Consider the following 6,720-nt stretch of genomic DNA (forward strand, 5'->3'; position numbering starts at 1 on the left):
CCCCAGCACCATCGGCGCCAGCAGCAGCGGCAGCGCCGCCAGCGCCCCGCGCGGCAGGCCCGCCTGTTCGTCAAGATGCGCCATCGCGAATCGTCCCTTGTTTCGTCCGATCCTGCCGAAAGTAGCGCGAGATTGCTTAAATATGCGTTAACCCCGACGCAGCTGGGCCAGAAAGAACCCGTCGCCGCCCGTCAGCGGCGTCCACATCTGCTGGTCGCTGCGCCGGAAATCTGGGTGGCGCGACAGGAACGCGTCGATCTGGCCGCCATTTTCGGCTTCAAGGACCGAACAGGTCATGTAGGCCAGCAGACCGCCCGGTGCGACCAGGGCCGCCGTCTGGTCCAGGATCCGGGCCTGCAGCGCCACCAGGTCGCCCAGTTGTGCCGCCGCCAGACGCCATTTCGCATCGGGCGTCCGCCGCCAGGTCCCGGAGCCGGAACAAGGCACGTCCGCAACCACCAGGTCGAACGTCCCGCGCGGCTGCGTCTGAATCTGGACCTTGGCCCCTGCGCGTGCGGCACGGGCAGGCAGATCGGCCATGCGGGCGGGTGCCACGTCATGGGCCAAGACCTGCATGTCGGGCTGTCGCGCGGCCAGCGCCAACGCCTTGCCGCCCCCCCCCGCGCAATAGTCCAAAACCCGCAAGCCCGGCGCCAAAGGCAGCTGGGCGCAGGCCATTTGCGGCGACAGGTCCTGCAGCTCAATCAAGCCGTCCTGATAGGCCGCTGACCGCCCGACCAGCCGGTCGCCTGACACCACCCGCAGCGCGGAAGGAAGGTCTGGCGCGGCCTGAACCTCGATACCGTCGTCGGCCAGCACCTGCGCTGCTTGGGCGGGGTCAGCCCGCGACAGGTTCACCCGCAGCCAGACCGGCGCACGCTGCGTCATGGCGAGGGCCACGGCATCGGCCTGATCGCCCAAGGCCTGCCGCCACGCGGGACGAATCCAGTCGGGCAGATCGTCGGGCAGCGGATCGGGATGCGTGACAGCGGCCTCATCGGGCGTCAGGGGCACCGGGGCATGCCCCTCTCCGGTAAAGATCGTGTCGGGGGACTGGCCGGACTGTCGGACATGGCCGATCATCAGTCCCCGCCCCGTCAGGCCCCCACCCAAGGCGGCAAGGCTGTCGCGACGCCGCAGGCGCCAAAGACCAGATCGCGCAGCGCGGCACGGTCGCCGGACCCTGCAAAGCGGCTGGCCCGCGACCAGCGCAGCAGCGCCTGTTCCGCGGGGCTGCCCGCCAGGATCTGATCCAGGACGCCGATGGCGGCGCTGATGCGCGCGGCGGGCGTCAAGACGCGCCCTGCGCAGGAATGCGATGATGGGTCATGGGATCCCTTGGGGTAAACACGTCCATCATCGGGGTAGCATGGCTTTGCACGATCAGACCAGCCCCATCAGCCTTTCTAACGCCCCCGATCAGATAAACAAAATTTACCTGATGCATTGAACAAGCTACTGTCCTAGCATGACGAATCGCCCGCTATGCGACCGGTCCGCGGCTTGCCGCCGGATCGCGACACATAGCCCGCAAGATGGAGATGATGATGGACGGCAACCCGATGAACAGCGCCGGCAAATGCCCGGTGATGCATGGCAGCCATACCTCGACCGCGGCGTCGAACACCGATTGGTGGCCCAGTGCGCTGAACTTCGACATCCTGCACCAGCATGACCGCAAGACGAACCCGCTTGGCCCCGACTTCAACTATCGCGAGGCGCTGAAGTCGCTGGACGTCGAGGCGCTGAAGAACGACATCCGCGCCCTGATGACCGACAGTCAGGAGTGGTGGCCCGCGGACTGGGGCAGCTATGTGGGCATGTTCGCGCGCGTCACCTGGCACGCCGCCGGATCGTACCGTCTTGGCGACGGGCGCGGCGGTGCGGGCACCGGCAACCAGCGCTTTGCACCGCTGAACAGCTGGCCCGACAACAACAACACCGACAAGGGCCGCCGCCTGCTGTGGCCGATCAAGAAGAAATACGGCAACAAGATCAGCTGGGCAGACCTGATCGTGCTGGCCGGGACCATCGCCTATGAGCAGGCCGGCCTGAAGACGTTCGGTTTCGCCTTTGGCCGCGAGGACATCTGGCACCCCGAAAAGGACATCTACTGGGGCGCCGAGAAGGAGTTCCTGGAAGGGTCGGAAAGCCGCTATGCGGACGTGACCAAGCCCGAGACGATGGAAAACCCGCTGGCAGCCGTGCAGATGGGTCTGATCTATGTGAACCCCGAAGGCGTGAACGGCCAGCCCGATCCGATGGCCACCGCCCAGCACATCCGCGAGACCTTCGCCCGGATGGCGATGAACGACGAGGAAACCGTCGCGCTGACCGCGGGCGGTCACACCATCGGCAAAAGCCACGGCAACGGCCGGGCCGAGGACATGGGCGCCGAGCCGGAAGGTGCGGCGCTGCACGAGCAGGGCTTGGGCTGGAACGCCCAGGAAGGCCGCCGCGGCATCGGTCGCGACCAGATGGTCAGCGGCATCGAGGGCGCGTGGACGACCAACCCCACCAAGTGGGACATGGGCTATTTCGACATGCTGTTCGGCCATGAATGGGAGCTGCGGAAATCGCCCGCCGGCGCCAACCAGTGGGAGCCCGTGGACATCAAGCCCGAGGACATGCCCGCCGACGTCGAGGATCCCTCGATCAAGACCATGCCGATGATGACCGACGCGGACATGGCGATGAAGGTGGACCCCGCCTATCGCGCGATCTGCGAGAAGTTCATCGCCGACCCGGCCAGCTTTGACGACGCCTTTGCGCGTGCCTGGTTCAAGCTGACCCACCGCGACATGGGCCCCAAGGCCCGCTATGTCGGCCCGGACGTGCCGTCCGAGGACCTGATCTGGCAGGACCCGGTTCCTGCGGGCCGCACCGACTATGACGTCGACGGCCTCAAGGCGCGCATCGCTGCGACCGACCTGACCGTGGCCGATATGGTGGCGACGGCCTGGGACAGCGCGCGGACCTTCCGCGGGTCGGACCTGCGCGGTGGTGCCAACGGCGCCCGCATCCGCCTGGCCCCGCAGAAGGACTGGGCCGGCAACGAGCCCGAGCGTCTGGCCCGTGTCCTGTCCGTCCTGCAGCCCATCGCGGACGAGGCCGGCGTGCCGCTGGCCGATGTCATCGTGCTGGCCGGCAATGTCGGCATCGAGAAGGCCGCACAGGCGGCAGGTCACAGCGTCACGGTGCCCTTTGCCCCCGGCCGCGGCGATGCGACCGACGCGCAGACCGATGCCGAGTCGTTCGACGCGCTGGAGCCGGTGCATGATGGCTTCCGCAACTGGCTGAAGGCCGATTTCGCCGTCAACGCCGAGGAGCTGCTGCTGGATCGCGCGCAGCTGCTGGGCCTGACCGCAGCCGAGATGACCGTCCTGCTGGGTGGTCTGCGGGTGATCGGTGCCAACCATGGCGGGTCCAAGCTGGGCGTGCTGACCGACCGCGAAGGCGCGCTGACGCAGGACTTCTTCGTCAACCTGACGGACATGGCCAACCGCTGGACCAAGGCACAAGGCGACGCCGAGATCTATGAGATCCGCGACCGCAAGACCGACGCCGTCCGCTGGCAGGCGTCGCGCGTGGACGTCACCGTGGGGTCGAACTCGATCCTGCGCAGCTATGCCGAGGTCTATGCCCAGGACGACAATGCGGACAAGTTCGTCCGTGATTTCGTCGCGGCATGGGTCAAGGTGATGAACGCCGACCGCTTCGACATCGCGGCCTGATCCGGCAAGGGGCGCATCGCTGCGCCCCTTCTGCCCATGACAAAGGCGGCCCCTTTGCGGGGGCCGCCTTTTTGCCGTGCCGTCCTTGGGTCAGCCTAGGCGATAGTTCGGGCTTTCGCGGGTGATCTGCACGTCGTGGACGTGGCTTTCCTTGAGCCCCGCCCCTGTGATGCGGACGAATTCGCAATTGGTGCGCATCTCGGCCACGGTGGCGCAGCGGTATAGCCCATCGCGGCGCGCAGGCCGCCGACCAGCTGATGCACGACGGCGTTGGCGGTACCCTTGTAGGGGACCTGCCCCTCGATCCCCTCAGGCACCAGCTTGTCGCTGGCCGCGTCCTTCTGGAAATAGCGGTCGGCCGATCCGCGCGCCATTGCGCCAAGCGAGCCCATCCCGCGATAGGACTTGAAGCTGCGACCCTGGTACAGGATCACCTCTCCGGGGCTTTCGTCGGTCCCGGCGATGGCGCTGCCGACCATGGCGCAGCTGGCGCCCGCGGCGATGGCCTTGGCGAAATCGCCGCTGTACTTGATGCCGCCATCGGCGATGATCGGCACGTCGCCCGCGCCCGACACAGCGTCCATGATTGCGGTCAGCTGCGGCACGCCCACGCCGGCCACGATGCGCGTGGTGCAGATCGAGCCCGGCCCGATGCCGACCTTGACCGCATCCGCGCCGGCGCCGATCAGGGCGCGCGTGGCCTCTGCCGTGGCGACGTTGCCGGCGACCACCTGCACGTCACTGCGGAACGCCTTGACCCGCTCGACCGCGCGAGCGACGCCTGCGGAGTGGCCATGCGCGGTGTCGATGACGACCATGTCCACGCCCGCCTCGATCAGCGCGCAGCTGCGCTCGTATCCCTCGTCGCCGACGGTGGAGGCCGCGGCCACGCGCAGGCGGCCCAGATCGTCCTTGCAGGCCTGCGGGTTCAGCACGGCCTTTTCGGTGTCCTTCAGCGTCAGCAGCCCGGTCAGCTTGCCCGACCCGTCAGTCACCAGCAGCTTTTCGATGCGGCGCGCCTTCATCAGGCTGATCGCCTCGGCCCGGTCTGCCGGTTCGCGCAGGATGGCCAGGTTGTCGGACGACATCATCGCCCGCACAGGGGTCCGCATGTCGTTGGCGAACCGCATGTCGCGGTTGGTCACGATCCCCAGCACGCGCCCGTCCGCATCGACGACCGGAAAGCCGGTGACGTTATAGCGGTCCTGCAGCGCCTTTGCGTCGGCCAGGGTCTGGTCCGGCGTCAGGGTGATCGGGTTGTAGACGATGCCGCTTTCGAACCGCTTGACGCGGCGGACCTCGTCGGCCTGCTGGTCGGTGGTCAGGTTGCGATGGATCACGCCCATGCCGCCTGCCTGCGCCATGGCGATCGCCATGCGGCTTTCGGTGACCGTGTCCATGGCGGACGACAGCAGCGGGATGTTCATCCGGATCGACCGGGTGACATAGGTGGTCACGTCAGCGGTCGAGGGCAGCACCGTGGATGCCGCCGGAACCAGAAGAACGTCGTCGAATGTGAGGGCCTCACGAATCTGCATGGGGGGTGTCCTTGCGGCAATCTCGTTTGGCAGTTTCCCCTTTCACGCCCTGCCCGCTTTGTCCAGCCCGCACGCAGGCGTTGCATGGATGTCACGGCAAACGGTCACACATGACGCGGACGTCACGTCAGCATGTTTGGGTAATTGATCGATAACGTTCCTGCGCTACGGTGGGTTCCGGGGGCGGTTCGCCCGACCGAGGGAGGATGACATGAAATTCGCAATCACGAGCATGGCCGCGCTGCTGGCGGGAACCGCGCCGCTGCTGGCCGGGGGGATCGAGCGCGCGCCGCAGTCGCTGAACATCCTGTTCGAACAGGGCAATTACGCGGAGCTGAGCTTCGGCGCCGCCGATCCGACGGTCGAGGGGACCGACACCGGCCTGCCGCCCTCCGTCGTGCCGCCTGTCGGATTGGCGCCGCGCGGCACGGGTGATGTCGCCAACGGCTACGGCTTCCTGGGCCTGGGCTACAAGCACCAGTTCAACGAGGCGCTGTCGGCCGCCCTTATCGTCGAGCAGCCCTTTGGCGCCGATGTTAGCTATCAGTCGTTCACGCCCCCGTCCGACGGCGGCTCTTCTCTGCTGGGCGGAACGATGGCCCGCGTGGATTCGACCACGTTCACGGCACTGCTGCGCTACAAGATGCCGAACAACTTCTCGGTCCATGGCGGTATCCGCGGATCGCGCGCCGATGCCGAGGTGTCGCTGTCGGGCTTTGGCTATGGCGGCCTGTCGGGCTACAACGTGCAGTTGGATCAGGACTGGGGTGCGGGCTATGTGATCGGCGCCGCCTACGAGATCCCGGACATCGCCGCGCGCGTGTCGCTGACCTACAACTCCAAGGTCGAGCACAAGTTCGACACGGTCGAGAGCCTGAACGGTGCGCCTCTGGGCGAATCGACGACCACCGTCGACACCCCGGAATCCGTGACGCTTGAGGCGCAGACCGGCATTGCTGCCGACACGCTGCTGTTCGGGTCGATCCGTTGGGTGAACTGGTCCGAGTTCCTGGTCGACCCCGCCGTGTTCACCGCCCTGTCCGGCGGCGGTCTGGTGTCGCTTGAGGACACCACGACCTATACCTTGGGCGTCGGTCGCAAGTTCAACGAGACGTGGTCGGGTTCGGCCGCGCTGACCTACGAGCCCGAGAACGACGACCTGGTCTCGCCTCTGGCGCCGACCAACGGTCGCGTGGGCCTGACGCTGGCGGCCGTCTACACGATGGACAACATGAAGATCACGACGGGGATCAACTATTCCAAGCTGGGCGATGCGCGTCCCCAGACCGGGGGCGCACCCCGCGCGCAGATGGAGGACAGTGACATCCTGGGGATCGGCGTCCGCATCGGCTACAGCTTCTGATCACCTCCTGACCGCCTGAAAAACCACGAACGGCCCTGTCCCCGCGACAGGGCCGTTCTTATTGAATGGCCCAACCTTGCCGGGG

Annotated in this window: 2 protein-coding genes and 2 pseudogenes; 2 read left to right on the plus strand and 2 right to left on the minus strand. The window is 66.9% G+C overall.

The genetic code is table 11. The features are described from left to right. Positions 1–147 precede the first annotated feature (147 nt). Positions 148–1,295 (minus strand): annotated as a pseudogene (locus TY51_RS19170) (RsmB/NOP family class I SAM-dependent RNA methyltransferase). Positions 1,296–1,547: 252 nt separating this feature from the next. Between TY51_RS19170 and katG the strand changes: the two are divergent. Continuing rightward, positions 1,548–3,734, plus strand: coding sequence for a catalase/peroxidase HPI (gene katG, locus TY51_RS19175; RefSeq protein WP_042252850.1), 2,187 nt, complete (start codon positions 1,548–1,550; stop codon positions 3,732–3,734). 90 nt (positions 3,735–3,824) lie between these two features. Here katG and guaB read toward each other — a convergent pair. After that, positions 3,825–5,272 (minus strand): annotated as a pseudogene (guaB, locus tag TY51_RS19180) (IMP dehydrogenase). A gap of 211 nt (positions 5,273–5,483) precedes the next feature. On the opposite strand from guaB, the gene TY51_RS19185 reads away from it, so the two are divergent. Beyond that, entirely contained in the window at positions 5,484–6,635 is a 1,152-nt protein-coding gene (locus TY51_RS19185) for an OmpP1/FadL family transporter (protein ID WP_042252849.1), read from the plus strand. The last annotated feature ends 85 nt before the right edge of the window (positions 6,636–6,720 follow it).

It is taken from the genome of Paracoccus sp. PAMC 22219 (assembly GCF_000787695.1).
GTDB lineage: Bacteria > Pseudomonadota > Alphaproteobacteria > Rhodobacterales > Rhodobacteraceae > Paracoccus.

Excerpts from the sequence above, each read along its gene's own strand:
- katG (WP_042252850.1), top strand. The coding sequence starts at position 1,548 with ATGGACGGCAACCCGATGAACAGCGCCGGCAAATGCCCGGTGATGCAT.
- TY51_RS19185 (WP_042252849.1), top strand. The coding sequence starts at position 5,484 with ATGAAATTCGCAATCACGAGCATGGCCGCGCTGCTGGCGGGAACCGCG.